This window comes from Pseudaquabacterium rugosum (genome assembly GCF_038066575.1).
GTDB lineage: Bacteria > Pseudomonadota > Gammaproteobacteria > Burkholderiales > Burkholderiaceae_C > Pseudaquabacterium > Pseudaquabacterium rugosum.
Genome location: NZ_JBBUTF010000036.1, coordinates 15000 through 34927, shown reverse-complemented (window position 1 = coordinate 34927; position 19928 = coordinate 15000). Strand labels below are relative to the sequence as shown.

Below are 19928 nucleotides of genomic sequence, written 5' to 3'. Positions count from 1 at the left end.
GATGGACACCACGCCCCAACCCAAGATCGAGGCCCGCGGCCTGTTCAAGCGCTATGAGCGGGCCCGCCACGACGCGCTGCAGGACGTCAGCCTGCGCATCGAGGCCAATGCCTTCGTCACCTTCGTCGGCGCCTCGGGCTGCGGCAAGTCCACGCTGCTGCGCTCGATCGGCGGGCTGGAGACGCCCACCGGCGGCACGCTGCAGATCGACGGCCGGCCGGTGCACGGCCCCGGCCCGGAGCGCGCGATGGTGTTCCAGCACTACAGCCTCTATCCGTGGATGTCGGTGCGCGAGAACATCAAGTTCTGCCGCCGGCTGCAGGTCCACACCCGCGATCGCAGCAGCGCCGATGTGGAGGCCGCGGCCGGCCGCGCCGATGCGCTGCTGCGGCTGATGGGCCTGGCCCACGTGGCCGAGGCCTGGCCCAACCAGCTCTCGGGCGGCATGCAGCAGCGCGTGGCCATCGCCCGCGCGCTGATGAGCCGGCCCGACATCCTGCTGATGGACGAGCCCTTCGGCGCGCTCGACGCGCAGACGCGCGAGGTGATGCACGACCTGATCCTGCACGTGCACCGGCTGGAGCAGGCCACCATCGCCTTCGTCACCCACGATGTCGAGGAGGCGATCTACCTCGGCCAGCGCGTGGTGCTGATGGCCCCGCGCCCCGGGCGCATCGACACGGTCTACGAGGTGCCGCTGCCCGCACGCCGCGAGCAGTCGATGAAGCACGCGCCCGAGTTCCTGGCACTCAAGCGCCGCATCCTGGACCGCATCCGCGAGACCTCCGGCATGCAGACCGATCTGGAGCTGCTGGAACAGCTCTCGCGCACCGCACCGGCCTGAGGCCGGACCGCCCCATCCCACTCTTCCCACCCCGTGTGGCCGCCCCTGAACCGGGCCGCCAGGGAGATCCCATGTCCGAACATCCCGCCCATCTGCTCGACAACCCGCCCGCCCACCAGCCGGTCGACGCCCCGGCCCACTGGCAACGCTTCGCACCGGATCTGCCGGCCGAGCGCGTCGTCTTCAGCGAGGTGGTGCCCGGCGGCGGCCACTGGAGCTGGCGCCTGAGCCGCGGCATGGCGCTGCGCTTCGTCGCGCTCGATGCGGGCGCCAACTGCTCGGTGCTGCTGTACGCCGCCCATGACCGCCTGGAGCGCTACAACGCGCCCGACAGCCTGAAGGCGCAGCACACCGCCCACTACCGCCAGGGCCATGTGCTGATGAGCGACATGGGCCGCGCGATGGCCTCGATCACCGAGGACACGCTGGGCTGGCACGACCCCTTCGGCCTGCTGCTGGACAGCCCGCGCATGGCCGCGAAGTACGGCGACTGCCGCTACGAGACGGCCCGCAACGGCATGCACCGCAGCGGCGAGGACGGCCTGCTGATCGAGATCGGCAAGCACGGCCTGGGTGCGCGCGACCTGATCACGCCCGTCAACCTGTTCAGCAAGGTGAGCGTCGACGAGGCAGGCCGCTTCCGCTTCGACGCGGCCCATGCGCCGGCCGGCGCGATGGTCGAGCTGCGCCTGGACATGGACGTCATCCTCGCCATCAGCACCGCGCCGCATCCGCTGGATCCGCGCCCGCGGTGGGCTCCCGCCAAGGTCGGCATCGCCGGCTGGCGCAAGGGCCCGGCGCCGGCCGACGACCTCTGCCGCCGCTTCCGCCCCGAATGCGCGCGCGCCCACCACAACAGCGACGTGCTGGCCCTGTGCTGAGCCGCCCGCCCACGCCGAACCTGCTGCCCCTGCCTCCGGAGGCCTCCGCCATGAGCACCGACACCGCCCGAGACACCGCCCCTGCCCTGCCCGTGCTGCAGCCCAGCCGGCTGGATCCGGCCACCGCCGTGCGCCGCCACCGTCAGCCCGCAGGCGAGCCCTGGCTGACCGAGATCCGCCAGGGCCAGACGCTGCGCATCCTCGACCTGGAAGGCAACCAGGCCGTCGACGTCATCTTCTACGACCGCCATGACCCGGCCGAGCACTACAGCGCCAACCGCACGCTGCTCAACCAGGGCAGCGTGTACCTGGGCACCGGCTCGGTGCTGCTGAGCAACACCGGCCGCCCGCTGCTGACCATCGTGGCCGACACCTGCGGCCGCCACGACACGCTCGGCGGCGCCTGCGCGGCCGAGAGCAACACCGTGCGCTACGCGCTGCAGAAGAAGTTCATGCACAGCTGCCGCGACAACTACCTGCTGGCGCTGGCCCAGGCCGACATCGGGCTGGGCAAGGGCGATCTGGTGCCCAACATCAACTTCTTCATGAACGTGCCGGTGACGCCCGAGGGTGGGCTGACCTTCGCCGACGGCGTCTCCGCACCCGGCAAGTACGTGGAGCTGCGGGCCGAGCGCGACGTCTGGATGCTGGTGTCGAACTGCCCACAGCTGAACAACCCCTGCAATGCCTACGAGCCGACGCCGGTCGAATTCCTGATCTGGGACGGAGCCTGAAGCCCATGTTCACCAAGATCCTGATCGCCAACCGCGGCGCGATCGCCTGCCGCATCATCCGCACCCTCAGGTCGCTGGGCATCGGCAGCGTGGCCGTGCATTCCGAGGCCGACGTGGGCTCGCTGCATGTGCGCGAGGCCGACGAGGCCTTCTGCATCGGCCCGGCCCTGGCCGCCGACAGCTACCTGCGCCAGGACGTACTGCTGGACATCGCCCGGCGCAGCGGCGCCCAGGCCATCCATCCCGGCTACGGCTTCCTGTCGGAGAACCCCGGCTTCGCCCAGGCCTGCGAGGACGCCGGCATCGCCTTCATCGGCCCGACGCCGGCGCAGATGCGCGCCTTCGGCCTCAAGCACACGGCGCGGGCCCTGGCCGAATCCTGCGGCGTGCCGCTGCTGCCGGGCTCGGGCCTGCTGCGCGATCCAGACCATGCGCTGCAGGAGGCCGCACGCATCGGCTATCCGGTGATGCTCAAGAGCACGGCCGGCGGCGGCGGCATCGGCATGCGCCTGGTGCGCGACGACGCCGAGCTGGGCGAGGCCTACGGCGCCGTACAGCGCCTGGCGAGTGCCAACTTCAAGGATGCGGGGCTGTTCCTGGAGAAGTTCGTCGAGCGGGCGCGCCACATCGAGGTGCAGATCTTCGGTGACGGACGCGGCGGCGTGATCGCGCTCGGCGAGCGCGACTGCTCGGCCCAGCGCCGCAACCAGAAGGTGATCGAGGAGACGCCCGCCCCCGGCCTGAGCGACGCGCAGCGCCAGGCGCTGCAGGCCACCGCGGTGCGCCTGGCGCAGCAGGTGGACTACCGCAACGCCGGCACGGTGGAGTTCGTGCTGGATGCCGACAGCGGCGAGTTCTGGTTCCTGGAGGTCAACACCCGGCTGCAGGTCGAGCACGGCGTGACCGAGCAGGTCTGCGGTGTCGATCTGGTCGCGTGGATGGTGCGCCTGGCCGCGGGGGATCTGCCGCCGCTGGCCACGCTGCAGCCGCGGCCGCAGGGCGCGTCCATCCAGGTGCGGCTGTATGCGGAGGATCCGGCACGCGGCTTCCAGCCCGCCACCGGCGTGCTGACCGAGGTGCGCTGGCCCGCGGGCGCGCAGGCCGGCCCGGGCCCGGCGCTGCGGGTGGACACCTGGATCGAGCGCGGCACCGAGGTCTCGGCCCACTACGACCCGATGCTGGCCAAGCTGATCGTCACCGCACCCACGCGCGAACAGGCGCTGGCGCAGCTGCAGCAGGCGCTGGCCGATACCCGCATCGCCGGCATCGAGACCAATCTGGCCTATCTGCGCCAGATCCTGGCCGAGCCGGTGTTCCGCCAGGGGCGACAGACCACGCGCTTTCTCGGCACGCGGCAGCACGTGCCGCAGGCCTTCGAGGTGCTGGACGGCGGCGTGCAGACCACGGTGCAGGACTGGCCGGCGCGCCAGGGCCACTGGGACGTGGGCGTGCCGCCCTCGGGCCCGATGGACGCCTGGGGCCACCGCGTGGCCAATGCGCTGGTCGGCAACACGGCGGACGCGGCGGCGCTGGAATGCACGATGGCCGGACCGGTGCTGCGCTTCCACTGCGCGGCGGTGGTGGCGGTCACCGGCGCGCCGGCGCCGGTCACGCTCGACGGCCAGCCGGTGCCGATGTGGCAGGCGCTGGCGGTGCCGGCCGGTGGCGTGCTGGCCGTGGGCCGGCTGGCCGACAGCGGCTGCCGGCTGGCGATCGCGGTGGGCGGCGGCATCGACGTGCCGACCTATCTGGGCAGCCGCAGCACCTTCACGCTCGGCCAGTTCGGCGGCCATGCCGGCCGCGCGCTGCGGGTCGGTGACATGGTGCATCTGGCCGATCCGGCCTGCGCGCTGGCCCGGGGCCAGGCCGGGCGCGCCGCGCCCCCCGAACTGCGCCCGGCCCTCGGCCACCACTGGGACATCGGCGTGCTCTACGGCCCGCACGGCGCGCCCGACTTCTTCACCCCGGACGACGTCGCGCAGTTCTTCGCCACCGACTGGCAGGTGCACTACCACTCCAGCCGCACCGGCGTGCGCCTGATCGGCCCCAGGCCGCGATGGGCACGGCCGGACGGCGGCGAGGCCGGCCTGCATCCGTCCAACATCCACGACAACGCCTACGCCATCGGCGCCATCGACTTCACCGGCGACATGCCGGTCATCCTCGGCCCCGACGGCCCCAGCCTGGGCGGCTTCGTCTGCCCGGCGGTGGTGGTCGATGCCGAGCTGTGGAAGCTGGGCCAGCTGCGCCCGGGTGACACCGTGCGCTTCCACCGCCTGAGCCTGGCGCAGGCCGAGTCACGCAGCGTGCAGCAGGAGGCCGCATTGGCCTGGCTGGCGGGGAGTGGCGCTGGCGCGGCCGCCGTGGACACGCCGGCGGGCGCGGCGACAACCGCCCGCTCGACGCAGCCGCCGGCTCTGCCAGAGGCCCCTCAGGACGACGCCCAGGCCTGCCCGAGCCCGATCCTGCTGGAAGACCCCGCACGCGAGGACGTGCCGGCCATGGTCATCCGCCAGGCCGGCGACCGCTACCTGCTGGTCGAGTTCGGCCCGCTGATGCTGGACATCGAGCTGCGCCTGCGCGTGCACGTGCTGATGCAGGTGCTGCAGGCGCGCCGCGCGCGCGGCGAGCTGGCCGGGCTGATCGACCTGACGCCTGGCATCCGCTCGCTGCAGCTGCACTTCGACCCCGCCGTGCTGCCGCGCGAGACCCTGCTGCGCCTGCTGCAGCAGGAGGAGGCCGCGCTGCCGCCGGTCGACGACATGGCCGTGCCCAGCCGCATCGTGCACCTGCCGCTGGCCTGGAACGACAGCCAGACGCGGCTGGCGATCGAGAAGTACATGCAGTCGGTCCGCCCGGACGCGCCCTGGTGCCCGAGCAACATCGAGTTCATCCGCCGCATCAACGACCTCGACAGCGTCGAGGCCGTGCAGCGGATGTTCTTCGACACCCGCTACCTGGTGATGGGCCTGGGCGATGTCTACCTCGGCGCGCCGGTGGCCACGCCGCTGGATCCGCGCCAGCGCCTGGTCACCACCAAGTACAACCCGGCGCGCACCTGGACGCCGGAGAACGCGGTGGGCATCGGCGGCGCCTACCTCTGCGTCTACGGCATGGAAGGGCCGGGCGGCTACCAGTTCGTCGGCCGCACGGTGCAGATGTGGAACCGCTGGCGCCACGGCGAGGGCGCGGCGCCCGAGTTCGCCCAGCCCTGGCTGCTGCGCTTCTTCGACCAGCTGCAGTTCCACCCCGTCAGCGAGGAAGAACTGCTGCGGCTGCGGCAGGACTTCCCGCTCGGCCGCGCGAGCCTGCGCATCGAGGAGACCACCTTCCGCCTGAAGGACTACCGCGCCTTCCTGGCCCGCGAGGCCGACAGCATCGCCGCCTTCAAGGCCCGCCAGCAGGCCGCCTTCGAGGCCGAGCGCGAGCGCTGGCGCGCCGCTGGCCAGGCCGAGTACCTGGCCGACGACAGCGCCGCGGCCGAAGCGCCACCCGAGGACACGCTGCCCGACGGCGCCCAGGCCGTGGCCAGTGCGGTGCAGGGCAGCGTCTGGCAGCTGCTGGTGGCCGAGGGCGACACGGTGGCGGCCGGCCAGACGCTGCTCGTCGTCGAGTCGATGAAGATGGAATTCCCGATCACCGCACCGCGCGCCGGCACCGTGCTGCGCCTGGGCTGCAAGGCCGCCGGCGCCGTGCAGGCCGGGCAGACCGTGGCGGTGCTGGCCTGAGTCACACGCAGGGTGCGGCGTCTTGGCGCACCCCTGCGGACCTCAGGCGGCCGTCATGACACCCCATCCATACCGTTTGCTGAAACCCTCACCTCCGACGTCAGGACCCACCATGCACCCGGCCGATCTCTCCACCCTGTCGTTCGACCTGATGAGCCTGGGCCAGGCCCTGCAGGACGGCGCCGTCACCCCCGAGGACGTGGTCATCGAGGCGCTGCGACGCATCGGCGACGATCCGCACCACGCCTGGATCACCGTGCGTGACGCCGACACGCTGCGCGCCGAAGCCTGCGCTCGGATGGCGCAGGGTCCGGCCGGCCAGCCGCTCTACGGCATCCCCTTCGCCGTCAAGGACAACATCGATCTGGCCGGCGTGCCCACCACCGCCGGCTGCCCCGCCTATGCCTACACGCCCGCGACCTCGGCCTTCGTCGTGCAGCGCCTGATCGAAGCCGGCGCCATCCCGATCGGCAAGACCAACCTCGACCAGTTCGCCACCGGCCTGAACGGCACGCGCTCGCCCTTCGGTGCCTGCCGAAACGCCCATGATCCGGCCTATGTCTCGGGCGGCAGCAGCTCGGGCTCGGCTGTGTCGGTGGCGCTCGGCCAGGTCAGCTTCTCGCTGGGCACCGACACCGCGGGCTCCGGCCGCGTGCCGGCCTTCTTCAACCACCTGGTGGGCCTGAAGCCGACGCTGGGCCTGCTGAGCGCCAGCGGCGTGGTGCCCGCCTGCCGCACGCTGGACACGATCTCGATCTTCGCGCTGACGGCCGACGACGCCCACCGCGTGTTCAGCGTGGCCGCCGCCTTCGATGCGGCCGACGCCTATGCCCGGCCCGCCGAGCCGCACGGCGTGGACGTCGGCACCCTGACCGCCCCGCGCATCGGCATCCCGCGCGCGGACCGGCTCGACTTCTGCGGCAGCGCGGTCGATGCCCAGGCCTTCGCCCGCGCCGTCGACCAGGCCCGCGACCTGGGCGCCGAGGTCATCGAGATCGACTTCGCGCCCTTCCTGGAGACGGCCCGCCTGCTCTACGGCGGCCCCTGGGTGGCCGAGCGCTACCAGGCCATCCGCGCCTTCATCGACGCGCAGCCCGAGGCGGTCTTTCCGGTCACCCGCGAGATCACGCTGGGCGGCGCGAAGCCGCTGGCCGCCGACGCCTTCGCCGCCCAGTACCGGCTGCAGGCCCTGCGCCGCGAGGCTGCGCAGGTCTGGCGTCAGGTCGACGTGCTGATGACGCCCACCGCGCCCACCCACCCGACGATCGAGGCCATGCTGGCCGAGCCCATCGTGCGCAACAGCGAGCTCGGCCTGTACACCAACTTCATGAACCTGCTGGACTGCGCGGCCGTGGCCGTGCCCGCCGGCTTCGTCGAGCGCCCCGGCGCCCGCGCGCCGATGCCGCACGGCATCACGCTGTGCGCCCCGGCCCACCAGGACGTGCCGCTGCTGCACCTGGCGCGCCGCTGGCAGGCCGCGCTGCAGGGCCGCGCCGCCACGCTGGGCGCCACCGGCCAGCCGTTGCCCGCCGCGCAGGCCGTGACACCGGCCGTGCCCTCGGGCCAGCTGCGCGTGGCGGTGTGCGGCGCCCATCTGGCGGGTCAGCCGCTCAACGGCCAGCTCACCGACCGCGGCGCGCGCCTCGTCGCGTGCACCACCACCACGCCGGATCACCGACTGTACGCACTGCCACCCGTCGTCACGCCCGGCGGCCAGCGCCTGCTGCGACCGGCGCTGGTCCACGCCCCGGGCGACCCGTCGGGCCGCGCGATCGAGGTCGAGGTGTGGGAACTGCCGGCCGCGCAGTTCGGCAGCTTCGTCGCCGGGATTCCGGCGCCGCTGGGCATCGGCAAGACCCGGCTGGCCGACGGCAGCACGGTGCCGGGCTTCATCTGCGAGCCCGCGGCGCTGGAGGGGGCGACGGACATCACGGGGTATGGGGGGTGGCGGGCCTGGCTGGCGAGCCAGAACGGCAGCTGAGGCCCGCGACGCTTCAGCTGCTCTGCCGCACCACCAGCTCGAACCCCACGTCCACCGTCGCCCGCACGCCCTGCTGTCCTCGCATCAGGCTCAGCAGCAGCGAGGCCGCCTGGGCGCCGACCTCGGCACGCGGGGTGCGCACGCTGGTCAGCGGCGGGATCATCTGGTCGCTGCCGTCCAGGTCGTTGAAGCCGGCCAGGGCCACCTGGCGCGGCACCTCGATGCCCATGCGCAGGGCGGCCAGTGAGGCGCCCTGGGCCAGGTCGTCGTTGCAGAAGAAGATGGCGTCGACGTCCGGATGGCGGGCCATCAGTTCGCGGAACAGGCGGCCGCCCAGCGCCATGCTGGTGGGCGCCGGATCCATCAGCTCCAGCGCGGGGTCGTGGCAGCCGGCGGCGCGCAGCGCGGCGCGCCAGCCGTCGGCGCGCTGCATCACGCGCGGGTCCATCTGGCCGGCGACGTAGGCGATGCGGCGGCGGCCGCGGGACAGCAGGTGCTCGGTGATCGCGCGGCCGGCGGCCTGCTGCGAGAAGCCCACGCTGTGGATGCCCGGCGCCTCGCGCGTCTCCATCATGTGCACGCAGGGCAGGCCGCAGTGGTCGACCAGGGCCTGGGCGGCCGGCGTGCGGTCGAAGCCGGTCAGCAGCAGGCCGGCCGGCCGGTGCGCCAGATAACTGCGCAACAGCGCCTCCTCCTCGTCGGCACGGTAGTGGGTGACGCCGATCAGCGTCTGGTAGCCGGCCGGCGTGAGGGTGCGCTGCACCGATTCCAGCAGCTCGACGAACAGCGTGTTGCTCAGCATGGGGATCAGCACCGCCACATGCTGGCTGTGGGCCGAGGCCAGCGCGCGGGCCGCGGGATCCGGCACATAACCCAGTTGTGCAGCGGCAGCCTGCACCCGCTCGGTCAGCGCGGGATCGACGCCGCGGGTGCCGCGCAGCGCCCGGGACGCCGTGATGGCGCTGACGCCAGCGGCACGGGCCACGTCGTCGAGGGTGATGCGGCCGGTGGCCCGGCGTGCGGTGCGCCGCGGGGCGGCGGCCGATGGGGCGCCGCCGGTGGCGCCGGGATCGTCGTCACGGTCCATCTTCGTGGAAACCCTGATGTTTCGGGCAGAAGGCGTGTTTAGGATAGCGCTGTCCAACATGTTCAGCCTCTGCAGTATCCCCTGGCCGGATTCCGCAGGGCGCCGCCATCGCCGCAGGCCTCGGGCCTGCTTTTTTGCGCCCCAATGGGACAGCGCTGTCCAAACACGATGAATTCTGCAGATCCGAACCGCTGGCCGTCCCTCGTCGTGATGGGCGTGGCCGGCTGCGGCAAGAGCAGCCTGGGCGCCGCCCTGGCGCAGGCGCTCGACCGCCCGCTGATCGAAGGCGACGATTTCCACCCGCCGGCCAACGTGGCCAAGATGCGCGCCGGCACACCGTTGACCGACGCCGACCGCAGCGGCTGGCTGGACGCGCTCGGCGCGGCCCTGCAGGCCCACGCGCCGGCACCGCGGGGCGATGGCCGCCAGGCCGTGCTGACCTGCTCGGCCCTGAAGGCCGCCTACCGCCAGCGCCTGCGGGCGGCCGTGCCCGGCCTGGCCTTCGTGCACCTGGTGCTGACGCCCGACGAGGCCAAGGCCCGCGTCGCGCACCGCGGCGCCCACTACTTCGGCCCCGCCCTGGTCGACAGCCAGTTCGACGCGCTGGAGCCGCCCGCCGGCGAGCCACGCGTGCTGTCCCTGCCCGCCACGGCGCCCCTGACCACGCTGTGCGAGACCGTGCAGCAGTGGCTGGCGACCGGTCTGGATGACACGGCGAGCGCCGCCGCCCGGCCCGCTGACGGCCATGCCGAGGAGCTTTCCCGATGAGCACACCCACCCCCACCTGGCAGCGCGCGGCCGAGACGGCCATGGCCGTCGCGCTCGGCGTGATGGCGCTGGCCGTCTTCGTCAACGTGGTGCTGCGCTACGGCTTCGGCAACGGCATCGCGGCCAGCGAGGAGCTGTCACGGCTGCTCTTCGTCTGGATGGTGTTCATCGGTGCGGCGGTGGCCTATCCGCGCGGCGAGCACATGGCCTTCACCAGCCTGCTGCAGCGACTGGCCGGTCGGCCGACGGCGATGGCCGTGGCCACGGCCCTGATCCGTCTGCTGGTGATCGCCGCCTGCGGCTTCATCGGCTGGGGCGCGTGGCAGCAGGTGGTGGTCGGTCTCGACAGCCACTCGGTGGTGATGGGCTACCCGACGGCCCTGCTGCCCCTGCCCGCGCTGCTGTGCGCGATCGTGATCGGCGTGACCGCGTCGTGGGAACTGGTGTCGCGCAAGCCGCTGGCGCTGGACCACGACGCCGAAGTGGAGTGAGGCCATGAGCCCCGAAGGACAAGCGTTCATCACCTTCTCGCTGGGCATGCTGGTGCTCATGGGCATCGGCCTGAACATGGCGCTGGCGCTGGTGCTCACCGGCGCGGCCATGGCCTGGGTGCTGGGCTTCTGGGACACCCAGCTGCTGGCACAGAACCTGGTGGCCGGCGTCGACAGCTTCCCGCTGCTGGCCGTGCCCTTCTTCATCCTGGCCGGCGAACTGATGAACACCGGCGGCATCAGCCAGCGCATCATCACCATGGCCCAGGCCTGGGTCGGCCACATCCGCGGCGGCCTGGGCTACGTGGCCATCGGCGCCGCGGTGCTGATGGCCAGCATGAGCGGATCGGCGCTCGCCGACACCGCCGCCCTGGCCACCATCCTGCTGCCCATGATGCGCCAGCACGGCTACCCGATGGCCACCTCGGCCGGCCTGCTGGCCTCGGGCGGCATCATCGCGCCGATCATCCCGCCGTCGATGCCCTTCGTGATCTACGGGGTGACGACCAACACCTCGATCTCGGCCTTGTTCACCGCCGGCATCGTGCCGGGGCTGATGATGGGCGCCGGCCTGATCCTGGCCTGGAAATGGGTGCTGCGCCGCATCGAGCTGCCGCCCGGCACGCCGCTGCCGATGCGCGAACGGCTGCGCGCCACGGCCAAGGCCTTCTGGGCCCTGCTGATGCCGCTGATCATCATCGGCGGCATGAAGACGGGCGTCTTCACGCCGACCGAGGCCGCCGTGGTGGCCGCGTTCTACGCGCTGGCCGTGGCGGTGCTGATCCACCGCGAGATGCGGCTGGGCGAACTGCGCGGCGTGCTGGTGCGCGCCGCCAGGACCACCGCCATCGTGATGTTCCTGTGCGCCGGCGCCCAGGTGGCCAGCTACATGATCACGCTGGCCGATCTGCCCGGCGTGCTGACCGGCTGGCTCGGCCCGCTGGTGGAGCAGCCGCGCCTGCTGATGGCCGTGATGATGCTGGTGCTGGTGCTCATCGGCACCGCACTCGACCTGACGCCGACCATCCTGATCTTCGCGCCGGTGATGCTGCCCATCGCCGTCAAGGCCGGCATCGACCCGGTGTACTTCGGCCTGATGTTCGTGCTCAACGGCGCCATCGGCCTGATCACGCCGCCGGTGGGCACGGTGCTCAACGTGGTGGCCGGCGTGGGCAAGCTGTCGCTGCACCAGGTGGTCAAGGGCGTGAACCCCTTCCTGCTGGTCTACACGCTGATCCTCATCCTGTTCGTCATCTTTCCGCAGCTGGTCACGGCCCCGGTGGCCTGGCTGCGCTGACCCCATCCCCGTCCATACCCATCGATCCCAGGAGACCACCATGAACCTCTTCCGTCGCGCCCTCGTCGCCACCGCCGCCGTCGCCGCGCTGGCCGGCACCACCGCCACCGCCTTCGCCCAGGACATCAAGCCGCGCCTGATCCGCTTCGGCTACGGCCTGAACGAGCAGAGCAACCAGGGCCGCGCGGTGAAGTTCTTCGCCGCCGAGGTCGAGAAGGCCTCGGGCGGCAAGATGAAGGTGCGCGCCATCGGCGCCGCCGCCCTCGGCCCGGACACCCAGATGCAGCAGGCGCTGATCGGTGGCGCGCAGGAGATGATGGTGGGCTCGACCGCCACGCTGGTGGGCATCACCAAGGAAATGGCGCTGTGGGACACGCCCTTCCTGTTCAACAGCGCCAAGGAAGCCGACGCGGTGCTGGACGGCCCGGTGGGCCAGAAGGTGATGGCCAGGCTGCAGGACAAGGGCCTGGTGGGCCTGACCTACTGGGAGAACGGCTTCCGCAACCTGACCAACAGCAAGCGCCCGGTGCAGAAGCTGGAGGACATGGCCGGCGTGAAGCTGCGCGTGATGCAGAACGAGGTCTTCCTCAACAGCTTCAAGAGCCTGGGCGCGAACGCCGTGCCGCTGCCCTTCAGCGAGCTGTTCAGCGCGCTGGAGAGCAGGACGGTGGACGGCCAGGAGAACCCGTTCAACACCATCCTCAGCAGCAAGTTCTACGAGGTGCAGAAGTACCTCAGCGTCACCAACCACGTCTACAGCCCGTGGATCATCACGGTCAGCAAGAAGTGGTGGGACGGCCTGAGCAAGGACGAGCAGAAGGTGCTGCTGGACGCCGCCGCCAAGAGCCGTGACTTCGAGCGCAAGGACACCCGCGAGGAAGCCGCCAAGGCCGTGGCCGAGCTCAAGGCCAAGGGCATGCAGATCAACGAGCTGAGCCCGGCCGAAGTGGCCCGCATGCGCGACAAGCTGACCCGCGTGAACGCCGGCATCGCCGCCAACGTGGGCATGGATCTGTGGAACGAGACCCAGGCCCAGCTGGGCAAGCTGCGCGGGAAGTGAGGGGGCTGAGGGGGCTCACTCGGGCGCGGTGCGCCCGCCCCCTGACTCAGCGTCGAACCTTGCCGGCCTGTGTCACACACGGTCGGACCGTTGTCCACGCATCAAGAGGGATAGGTTCCGAGTCTCATCGCCGCCAGAATCACCGGCATGCACAGACTCGACAAGCGCACTTCCGCCTGGGGCAAGCTGGATCGTGCGCATCCTGACCGAACAACGGCCCCCCGCCTGTCACTGGTCGGACACAGCCTGGACGTGGCGGCTGTGGTGCGTGCCTTGCTCGCCCTGCCCACCTGGCGCAAGCGCCTGGAGCGTCTGGCCGGCCGGCCGCTCAACGACACGGACCTGGACCGCCTGACCGTGCTCGCCTTCCTGCACGATGTGGGCAAGGCGGGTGCAGGTTTCCAGGCCAAGGCCCTGACCGACGAGCAGCAGGCCCTCTGGCGCAGGCGCCATGGCGTGCCTTTCGATCAGCAAGGCCATACCCGCATCGTGGCGCCCTTGCTCGGCCTTGAGCCCGCGTTCCAGGAGCATCGGCTGAATCTCGGCGTCGACGCCATCCGTGCCTGGGGAGGCCCCAGCGCTCTGGCCCAGGAGGACGTGATCGACCTGTGGCTGGCCTCGATCTCCCATCATGGCGAACCGATGGCCTTCTCGACCACGCTGCGGTCGCTGAGTGCCCTGCCACACCCGACCTGGACGGCCACCGTCGACGGCTACAGCCCGCTGGAGGGCCTGGCGGAACTGGGCCGAACGGCGCGGGCGCTCTGGCCAGGCGCTTTCAGCGAAGACGCCCCCGCCTTCCGCCCGCGCCAAGCGCTCATCCACGGCTTTGCCGGCCTGGTCTCGCTGGCCGACTGGATCGGCTCGCACACCGGACACTTCCCGTTCGATCTCGGTCCACAGGATGCCGGTCGGTGGACGCACTCACTGGCAGCCGCTGGCCAGGCGCTGAGGGCCATGCGGATCGATGTCGAGGACATCCGCTGCGATCTGCGTCGGCGTGCCCCCGGCTTCCAGCAGGTGTTCGGCTTCGAGCCCACCGCCGTACAAGCAGGGGCCGCGGACCTGCCGCCGTGCAGTCCCGTGGTGCTGGAGGCCGAGACCGGCAGCGGCAAGACCGAGGCGGCCCTGTGGCGCTTCAAGACCCTGTTCGAAGCGGGCGAGGTGGACTCGCTGTGCTTCCTGCTGCCCACGCGGGTGGCGGCCACCGGCATCGCGGACCGCGTCGACCGCTTCATGCGCGACCTGTTCCCGGACGCCGGGCTGCGGCCCAACACCGTGCTGGCGGTGCCGGGCTATCTGAGGGCCAATGCCGCGGAGGGGCAGTGGCTCGCGCCCTTCACGGTGCAATGGCCCGACCGCGAGCCCGGCGATCCCTTGTTCTGGGCCGCCGAGAACAGCAAGCGCTATTTCGCAGCCGCGGTGGCCACCGCCACCATCGACCAGTTCCTGCTGTCCACACTGCAGACCCGGCACGCCCATCTGCGCGGCAGCGTGCTGCTGCGCTCACTGGTGGTGGTTGATGAGGTGCACGCGTCGGACGCCTACATGCGCGCGCTGCTGCTCAAGGCACTGCAACGTCATCACGCAGCGGGCGGTCACGCCCTGCTGCTGTCCGCCACCCTGACGCGGGACTTGCGCGATGAACTGCTGCGCACCGGGTCGTCGCCAGCCACCGGCGGCAAAGGTCTGGGCGCACCTCGTCCCGTGCCCGTGGCCGAAGCGCCACCCGAGGCCGACGACTACCCCCGCATCAGTGCCCCAGGTGTCGTGCGGACCTTCGGCCCGAGCCAGTCGCACAAGCGCATCCATCACGTGTTGCAGCCCTGGATGCGTGACCCGGAATCCGTGGCCCGGTGCGCGGTGCAGGCCGTGCAGGCGGGCGCCCGCGTGCTGGTGCTGCGCAACACGGTCCGCCAGGCCGTGGCGACCCAGCAGGCCATCGAGGATCTGTTGGGGAGCGAGCACCCCGCACTGTTCCGTTGCAACGATGTCGTCGCCCTTCACCATGGGCGTTACGCCTTGCCGGACCGTCGTGCGCTGGATGCGCGTGTGGGCGAATTGTTCGGCAAGGATGCCGCGCAGCAGCGGCAAGCCTGGGTGCTGTGTGCCACGCAGACCATCGAGATCTCGGTCGATTGCGACGCGGACCTGATGATCACGGATCTTGCACCGATGGACGTCCTGCTGCAGCGGCTGGGGCGGCTGCACCGTCATGCCAAGCGACAGGGATTCCGGCCCGTGGGCTTCGAGACCGCTCGCTGTGTGGTGCTGGTGCCACCGCACGATGATCTGGGGGCGCTGCTGTCCGGCGGCGCAGGGGGGATGGGCATCGGCCGGAACAGCGCCTACCCGGACCTTCTGACACTGCAGGCCACGATGAATGCGCTCCGCGATGGGCAGCGCTTTCCGATGCTGGACATTCCCGGCGACAACCGGGATCTGGTGGAGCAGTGCTGCGGTCGCCCGGCACTGCATCGTCTGGCGCAAACGCTGGGCGATGACTGGATGTCGCACCTTCAGCAGTTGCAAGGTCAGACCAGCGCCCAAGGCTCGGCAGCACTCTTCCAGTGCATCGACTGGGCACATCCTTGGCGCGAGGCCGTTCCCGGCGAACTGTCGACCCAGGCCAAGACCCGCCTCGGCCTGGACAGCATCGAGGTCGATCTGCCTCCCGCCACCCGCTCCCCCTTCGACCATGTGCTGGAGCGCATCGCCATTCCGGCCTGGATGCTGCGATCACTGCCTGAGGAGGACGACAGAGGAGCCCCTGCCGTGGAAGACCTGCGTGCAGGCCCTGACGGCCTGCACTTCACCGTGCGTGGCCAAGCCTTCACCTACACCCGCCTGGGCCTGGCCCAGGCTGATTGAGCCCGGAACCGCAGGCCGTCAGTAGTGGTAGCGCAACTGGGCGATCCACAGCGTGTCGTCCTGCACGCGATAGACCATGCGGTGCTCGTCGTTGATGCGGCGCGACCAGAAGCCGGACAAGGCGTGCTTCAGCGGCTCGGGCTTGCCGATGCCGCCATAGGGGTCTCGCTGGACCTCGCGGATCAGCTTGTTCACCCGCTCCAGCAGACGACGGTCGGTGGCCAGCCAGTGCTGGTAGTCGTCCCAGGCCGCCTCGGCGAAGAGCAGCTTCACGGGGCGGGCTCGATCAGGTCCCGCTCGGTACCCCCACCGGCCTTCAGCTGCTGCACCGCATCCAGCAGACGGCGCGCGTTGGCCGGGCTGCGCAGCAGATACGCGGTCTCTTCCAGCGCCTGGTAGTCCTCCAGGGACAGCATCACCACCGAGGCCTGACCCTGGCGCGTGACGATCAGGGGCGTGTGGTCCTCGCACACGCGATCCATCGTCTTGGCCAGGTTGGCGCGAGCGGTGCTGTAGCTGATGGCGTCCATGGCCACATGGTACGTGTTTTTGTACATCATCATTTCTATAGAGCTTGCATCAGCCCGTGATTGACGTCCTGGACGCAAATTGTCACACTCAGACGGCCGGCTTTGGAAAATCTTAGTTGTTTACTCCACATCTTGTTGGAGATGGCCCCAGCTAGGACTTGCCGGCATGTACCAGCCCCGCGAAAGCGGGGGCCAGGGAGGAGGACGGCCATGTTGGAGCATTCGCTGCTCGATGAGCAGCTGTTTCGCGTCACCGTGGGGGACACCCCCACGGTGACGCGGCTGTCCTTGCCGGGCGTGCTGGCGCGCCTGTCCGCAGGCCAGCCGCTGATGTTCAGCGCACTGCGACCCCACCAGCAGGCGCTCTGGCACGCGTTCCGGGTGCAGCTGGCCTATCTGGCCCTGGAGAGCCACGAAGAGGCTCTGCCACCGGATGATCAGGACCACTGGGCCGACCTGCTGCGCAGCCTGACGCCCGATCATCCGGACGACAGCCCCTGGCATCTGATCAACACCGATTGGCAGACCCCGGCCTTTCTGCAACCCCCCTGCAGTCCGGGCAGGGAAGTCGACTTCAAGCGCGGCGCCGATGCGGCCCAGGACATCGACCTGCTGGTGACCGCCCGCCACCATGACGAGAAGACCGGCAAACTGCCTCTGGACGAGCAGGCCCTCGACACGCTGGTCTACGCGCTGATCGGGCTGCAGGGCGGTTCGTCGTTCCTGGGGGCCGGCAACTACGGCTCGATGCGGATGAACGGGGGCTTCAGCTCACGGCCACAGTTCCGTCTGGCGGGTCCGCGCGGCAGCGGGGCAGAGTTTCTGCGTGACCTGACCGTGCTGCTGGACGATCGCGAGGGGCTGGCCGAGCGGTTCAGCGACGTCCACGGCCACGACGCTGCACCTGAGCACCGGCTGCTGTGGCTGCCCGTGTGGGACGACGGCTCGCTGGACCTTGCCTCGGTCCACCCGTATGCACTGGAGGTCTGCCGCCGGGTGCGCCTCGTGCGGCACAACGATCAACTGCAGTTACGGCGCGCCAGCAGCAAGGCCATGCGGGTCGCGGCGAAGGAGCAGCGCGGGGTGGTCCTGGATCCCTGGGTGCCCATCCTCAGGGGCGACGAACCCAAGGCACTGACGGCCCAGGCCAACAGCCTGGGCTACCGCAAGCTGCAGGAGCTGGTCTTCGACCGTGACAAGGTCGAACTGCCCGTGCTCGCCAGAGCCTCCGAGCGTGAACGCGAATCCAACCAACCCGCCACCTTCATCGCCCAGGTCCTGGTCAGTGGCGACGGTGGCACCGACGGCTGGCTGTCCCGCGAACTGCCGATGCCCGCACCCGTGCTGGCGCAGTGGCAATCCGCACCTGCGGCGCTGGCCCAGCGATCACAGCTGTTCGTGACCCTCGCGGGTCAGGCCGCGGGCAAGGTGCTGCGCAGCGCACTGCTGCAGTTCGTCGATGGCAGCGACGACGTGGACTGGAAGAACCGCGACTTCAGCCGTGCGGTCGAGCCCTGGATGACACAGTTCGAGGCGGCCATCGACGAGGCCTTCTTCGATCAGCTCTTCCACACCATCGAAGCCGGCCACACGGACATCGCGGCCCAAGGCCTGTGGGTGGCCTGGCTGAGCCGGACCTGCCAGGCGCATCTGGATGCCGCCGCCCAGGCCCTGCCGACCCGCAACGGCTCGCGCCACATGGCCCTGGGCCGTGCCCAGCGCCTGCTGCAGCTGAGTCTGCGCAAGCAGTTCGGCAGCTTCATGGCCGTCCCGGCCCCCGCCGGCAACCCCCAACAGACCGAGGACGCGGCCCATGGCTGATCCAACCCCGCCCGACGAGTCCGTCGAGACCAAGGACCCGGTGGCCTCGCTGGCCGGACAGGTCCGACACGCCAGCATGGGCACCCTGGCCCGGCTGCGTCGCTTCGATCCGCAGATCCATCCGCGTGCTGCGCTGTTCGAGCGTGAGCGCATGCTGCAGGCCGCCGGCATCCACGCAGCAGGCGATGAACGTGAGGCCTGGGCCCTGGCGCTGCATTGCCTGGCCCTGGCCCAGGGCCGGCACGACCCGCGCGTGGATGCCGAACCGGGCAAGGTGCTGCACACCCTGCATGTCAGCGAGGCCCGGCTCGAACAGCTGCTCGAGGCGGATCGGCCGCTGCTGTTCAGCTTGATGCCCCGCCTGGCCCGTCGACTGGCTGCCGCGGGGGCCACCGTCAACTGGAGACCGCTGGTCGACCTGCTGCTGGGCACGGGCTGCGGCGACCCGGTGCGTGAACACCGCGCCGATGCAGCACGCCAACGTCTGGTGCGTCACTACATCGGCGCGCAGGGTCTGGCCGAGGCGGACGCCCTGCGCGCCGCCGAACAGCACGGCTGATCCACTGGCGCCACCACTCGCACGTACACCCCCGCATACCCGGAAAGAAACACCCCATGTCACGCCCGCGCTTCATCCAGATCCACAGCCTGGCCAGCTACCCCGGCACCCTGCTCAACCGCGACGATGCCGGACTGGCCAAGCGCCTGCCCTTCGGCGGTACGGTGCGCACGCGGGTCTCGTCCCAGGCCCTCAAGCGCCGCTGGCGCTTCGCCGGCATGGCCGACCATGCCTCGGCCGCCCGGGTCCCCCACGCCCTGCAGGGCCTGAACGTGCCCATGGGCGACCGCAGCAAGGATCTCGTCAAGCACGCCCTGCTGCCCCAGGCCCTGGAGGGCCTGCCGCCCTTGCACGAAACGGTGCTGGTCAAGCTGAGCGACGCGATCAACATCGCGCTCTACGGCAAGAACGGCGCCGACCCCAAGGCACGCCAGGCGCTGTTCTTCGGCCATCCGGAGACGGCTTACCTGCAAGGCCTGGTACGCACGCTGGCCCAGACCCTGACGCAGGACACGGCACTGCTGGCGTCCACGGAAAAGGCCCCCGACAAGAAGGCCATCAAGGCCATCGAGGATCTGATCAAGGAGCAACTGGACCCGCTGAAGGACAACCTGCGCACCTTGGCCGCCAACACCAGCGGAGCGGCCGGCCTGGAGTCCGCACTGTTCGGCCGCATGGTCACCTCCGACCCACGCGCGAATGTCGATGCACCGGTCCATGTGGCCCATGCGTTCACGGTGCATGCGATCGAACAGGAGCTGGATTACGTCACTGCCGTGGACGACCTGCGCCAACAGAGCGAGGACGGCGAAGCCGGCTCAGCCGGCATCTTCGACATCGAGCTGACCAGTGGCCTGTTCTACAGCTATGTGGCCATTGACGTGGCCATGCTGGTGGCCAATCTGGGCGATGACGCAGCGCTGGCCGGCCAGGTGGTGGACCGCCTGGTGCAGTTGATCGCCCGCACCTCGCCCGGCGCCAAGAAGGGCAGCACCGCACCCTACGCGCACGCCGAATTCATGCTGGTGGAAGCCGGTGACGACCAACCCCGTACGCTGGCGAACGCCTTTCGCAATGCCGTGCAGCCCAGGGGCGATGTGTTCGGCCGGTCCGTGCAGGCCCTGCAGGATCACCTGGCCAACCTGGACCGTGCCTACGGCATGCACACCCGACGCCAGCAGCTCAGCGTCACCCCGCCGGCACTGGACGGCGTGGACAGCGTGGGACTGAGCGCACTGTGCGACAGCCTGCGTCAGCAGGTGGAGGCCGCCTGAGC

The 19928-nt window shown here is 70.6% G+C and carries 16 protein-coding genes; 13 read left to right on the top strand and 3 right to left on the bottom strand.

The genetic code is table 11. The annotated features are described in order from the left end of the window. The first annotated feature begins 1 nt into the window (after position 1). The 5 genes from AACH11_RS23920 (at position 2) to atzF (ending at position 8168) form a co-directional block, all read left to right on the top strand. Positions 2-844: an ABC transporter ATP-binding protein gene (locus tag AACH11_RS23920; RefSeq protein WP_341376806.1), complete on the top strand. Its 843-nt coding sequence runs from the start codon at positions 2-4 to the stop codon at positions 842-844. Between the two features lie 71 nt (positions 845-915). Further along, entirely contained in the window at positions 916-1725 is an 810-nt protein-coding gene (locus tag AACH11_RS23915) for an urea amidolyase associated protein UAAP1 (protein ID WP_341376805.1), read from the top strand. A 50-nt stretch (positions 1726-1775) separates the two neighbouring features. Next, positions 1776-2459, top strand: a complete 684-nt coding sequence (locus AACH11_RS23910) for an urea amidolyase associated protein UAAP2 (protein ID WP_341376804.1) — start codon at positions 1776-1778, stop codon at positions 2457-2459. A gap of 5 nt (positions 2460-2464) precedes the next feature. Next, positions 2465-6187, top strand: a complete 3723-nt coding sequence (gene uca, locus AACH11_RS23905; protein WP_341376803.1) for an urea carboxylase — start codon at positions 2465-2467, stop codon at positions 6185-6187. Between the two features lie 112 nt (positions 6188-6299). Next, on the top strand, positions 6300-8168 hold the full coding sequence (gene atzF / locus AACH11_RS23900) for an allophanate hydrolase (protein ID WP_341376802.1): 1869 nt from the start codon (positions 6300-6302) through the stop codon (positions 8166-8168). 13 nt (positions 8169-8181) lie between these two features. Here atzF and gntR read toward each other — a convergent pair whose 3' ends face one another. Beyond that, entirely contained in the window at positions 8182-9255 is a 1074-nt protein-coding gene (gntR, locus tag AACH11_RS23895; protein WP_341376801.1) for an HTH-type transcriptional regulator GntR, read from the bottom strand. A 168-nt stretch (positions 9256-9423) separates the two neighbouring features. Between gntR and AACH11_RS23890 the strand changes: the two genes are divergently transcribed. From AACH11_RS23890 to cas3, 5 genes are all read left to right on the top strand, one after another. Continuing rightward, positions 9424-10023: a gluconokinase gene (locus AACH11_RS23890; RefSeq protein ID WP_341376800.1), complete on the top strand. Its 600-nt coding sequence runs from the start codon at positions 9424-9426 to the stop codon at positions 10021-10023. Further along, a complete protein-coding gene (locus AACH11_RS23885; RefSeq protein WP_341376799.1) occupies positions 10020-10514 on the top strand; it encodes a TRAP transporter small permease subunit in 495 nt (164 codons plus the stop codon). The genes AACH11_RS23890 and AACH11_RS23885 overlap by 4 nt, the downstream gene beginning before the upstream one ends. A gap of 4 nt (positions 10515-10518) precedes the next feature. Beyond that, entirely contained in the window at positions 10519-11811 is a 1293-nt protein-coding gene (locus tag AACH11_RS23880; RefSeq protein WP_341376798.1) for a TRAP transporter large permease, read from the top strand. A 40-nt stretch (positions 11812-11851) separates the two neighbouring features. Further along, entirely contained in the window at positions 11852-12871 is a 1020-nt protein-coding gene (locus tag AACH11_RS23875) for a TRAP transporter substrate-binding protein (RefSeq protein WP_341376797.1), read from the top strand. Positions 12872-13018: 147 nt separating this feature from the next. Next, complete coding sequence (gene cas3, locus AACH11_RS23870) at positions 13019-15742, top strand: CRISPR-associated helicase Cas3' (protein ID WP_341376796.1); 2724 nt, start codon at positions 13019-13021, stop codon at positions 15740-15742. Between the two features lie 18 nt (positions 15743-15760). On the opposite strand, the gene AACH11_RS23865 is transcribed toward cas3, so the two are convergent. Both AACH11_RS23865 and AACH11_RS23860 read right to left on the bottom strand, forming a co-directional pair. Continuing rightward, entirely contained in the window at positions 15761-16015 is a 255-nt protein-coding gene (locus tag AACH11_RS23865) for a Txe/YoeB family addiction module toxin (RefSeq protein WP_341376795.1), read from the bottom strand. Beyond that, on the bottom strand, positions 16012-16299 hold the full coding sequence (locus AACH11_RS23860; RefSeq protein ID WP_341376794.1) for a type II toxin-antitoxin system Phd/YefM family antitoxin: 288 nt from the start codon (positions 16297-16299) through the stop codon (positions 16012-16014). Before AACH11_RS23860 ends, AACH11_RS23865 begins: the two co-directional genes overlap by 4 nt. A gap of 183 nt (positions 16300-16482) precedes the next feature. Between AACH11_RS23860 and AACH11_RS23855 the strand changes: the two genes are divergently transcribed. The 3 genes from AACH11_RS23855 to cas7e are packed head-to-tail and all read left to right on the top strand — an operon-like array spanning position 16483 to position 19926. Beyond that, on the top strand, positions 16483-18093 hold the full coding sequence (locus tag AACH11_RS23855) for a hypothetical protein (RefSeq protein ID WP_341376793.1): 1611 nt from the start codon (positions 16483-16485) through the stop codon (positions 18091-18093). Then, complete coding sequence (locus AACH11_RS23850) at positions 18086-18652, top strand: type I-E CRISPR-associated protein Cse2/CasB (RefSeq protein WP_341376792.1); 567 nt, start codon at positions 18086-18088, stop codon at positions 18650-18652. Before AACH11_RS23855 ends, AACH11_RS23850 begins: the two co-directional genes overlap by 8 nt. Positions 18653-18708: 56 nt before the next feature. Further along, positions 18709-19926, top strand: a complete 1218-nt coding sequence (cas7e, locus tag AACH11_RS23845) for a type I-E CRISPR-associated protein Cas7/Cse4/CasC (protein ID WP_341376791.1) — start codon at positions 18709-18711, stop codon at positions 19924-19926. Positions 19927-19928 lie beyond the last annotated feature (2 nt).